This is a genomic window from Candidatus Poribacteria bacterium, from assembly GCA_016866785.1.
In the GTDB taxonomy this organism is placed as follows: Bacteria; Poribacteria; WGA-4E.
In genome coordinates, this window is sequence record VGLH01000276.1 from 1 (window position 1) to 1,804 (window position 1,804).

1 protein-coding gene is annotated in these 1,804 nt (G+C 65.0%); it reads left to right on the top strand.

Going from position 1 to position 1,804, the window contains the following annotated elements; genetic code table 11:
* The first annotated feature begins 294 nt into the window (after positions 1–294).
* The gene (locus FJZ36_19245; protein MBM3217036.1) at positions 295–1,737 is read left to right on the top strand and encodes a hypothetical protein; all 1,443 of its coding nucleotides are present in this window, start codon (positions 295–297) and stop codon (positions 1,735–1,737) included.
* The last annotated feature ends 67 nt before the right edge of the window (positions 1,738–1,804 follow it).

Below are 1,804 nucleotides of genomic sequence, written 5' to 3' on the forward strand. Positions count from 1 at the left end.
ACGCCTTCGCGGCGATCCAAGCCCTCGCAGCGACCGGAGCGCTCGCCAGCCTGAGCGTCGACAAGATGCCCATCGCCATCGACACCAAGACGAGCCGAGCGCTCGCGCATCAGCCGGGCATCGCCGGTGGCGAGTTCTGGGTCCTCGCCGAGCAGCAGGATGGAGTGTGGAAGCTCCGCACCGTTTCGCAGGAACCGATCCAGGAGAGCCCTCGCGCGGTGTCGCCCAAGGCGCATCTGCCGGTCGCGTGGGCAGACCTGCGCCGCTGAGCGCAGACGAGAAGGAGTACCGACGATGTTCCGTGTACGCAATGCACCGCGCGTCTTCGGCTGCGTCCCGCTGGCACGACCGGCACAGCCGACGTGTTCGAGTGTACGCAATGCACCGCGCGTCTTCGGCTGCGTCATCGTCCTGAGCATGGGCGTCGGGGCAGCATGGGCGCAAGCGCCGGAAACGCCCCTCCGACCCCGCTCGCAGCTCGAGCGGATGGTTCTCGGCGACGTCGAAGAGAAACCCGCAGCGGCGCAGGCTGCAGCGGAAACGCCTGCCACCGAGACCGCTCCTGCGGCCAACTCCACGGCGCTGACGCCAACGCTGCACAAGGGCATGTCCAAGCCCTTCTACCTCCGCAACGGGAACCTGCTCCAGGGAACTATCCGCGACGTGTCGAGCGATGGGGTCGTCTCGATAGAGACCGAAGACGGCACGCTCCGCATCCCCATCGCGGACTTCCTCATGGAGACGGCGACGATCACGAAGGGCAACGGCACGCGCTTCCGGGGCGAGGTGTTGTCCGAGGACGCCGTCAGCTACGTCCTGCTGTCGGACTACGGGGAAGTGGTCATCAACAAGAGCGATATCCGCGCGATGGATCGGTTCCTCGGCGGCAGGCAGGTTCCCGAGCGCGAGCAGCGCCAGCGGTTCTTCCAGGGCGAAGAGACGCTGACGAACGTCTTCCTTGACCCGACGGCGTTCGGTCTCCAGGAGCGCGCGTTCTACATCAGCGGGCTGTCCATCGGCTTCGGGTTCACGGACAACTTCATGCTGACGACGCGGATGTTCGACAGCTTCCAGGGAGACATCAACCTGAGCCCGCACTTCACCCTGTTCAACCGACGGCGCGGCGCCCAGGAGATCGGACTGGGTGTCGGCGGTCGGCTCTCCACGCGTCACGACATGCGCCGTGAATACGACCGGTATCGGCACTTCATCAGCGGGGGCGGCGTCGACGGTGGTCCCGACCAGGCGGCTCCCGAGATCAAGGACCTCCTCGCCGATGGTTCGGATGATGGGAACATGGCGGTCTTCGAGGAGCTCTATCTCGCCCTGAGCTGGCGGGATTCGCTCCGGAACGGCAGAGGGAAGTGGGGCGTCCATGTCGGCGCCAAGACGAACAGCCTCCTCTTCCAGGAGCGACCCGACCTGAAGCCCGGCAGCGAGTGGGAGGACTTCGTCCCCTACCGCTTCTGGGCAGCGCTCGACTACGACATGACCAAGCGCGTCAAGTTCCTCGTCCAGGTCTTCGCCGACAATAGCTGGCGGTACGTCGAGTTCGCCGACGCCGCCGAGGACTACTTCGACGAGGAGACGCCGGGCGTCATCTCGTTTGCCAACGGCACGTACCGACCGGTGGATATCGACCTCGGCTTCCTCATCGCCCCGACGGACACGTTCCGCATCGGAGCCCACTTCCAGAACCCGTACATCACGTTCTACTGGAAGATCGTCCAGTTCTAGTCGGCTCAAGAGACGATGAGAGGCGAGCGGAACCTTGTGGTCAGTGACAGTGAAGTGTCGGGTTATC

Excerpts from the sequence above, each read along its gene's own strand:
- FJZ36_19245 (MBM3217036.1), top strand. The coding sequence starts at position 295 with ATGTTCCGTGTACGCAATGCACCGCGCGTCTTCGGCTGCGTCCCGCTG.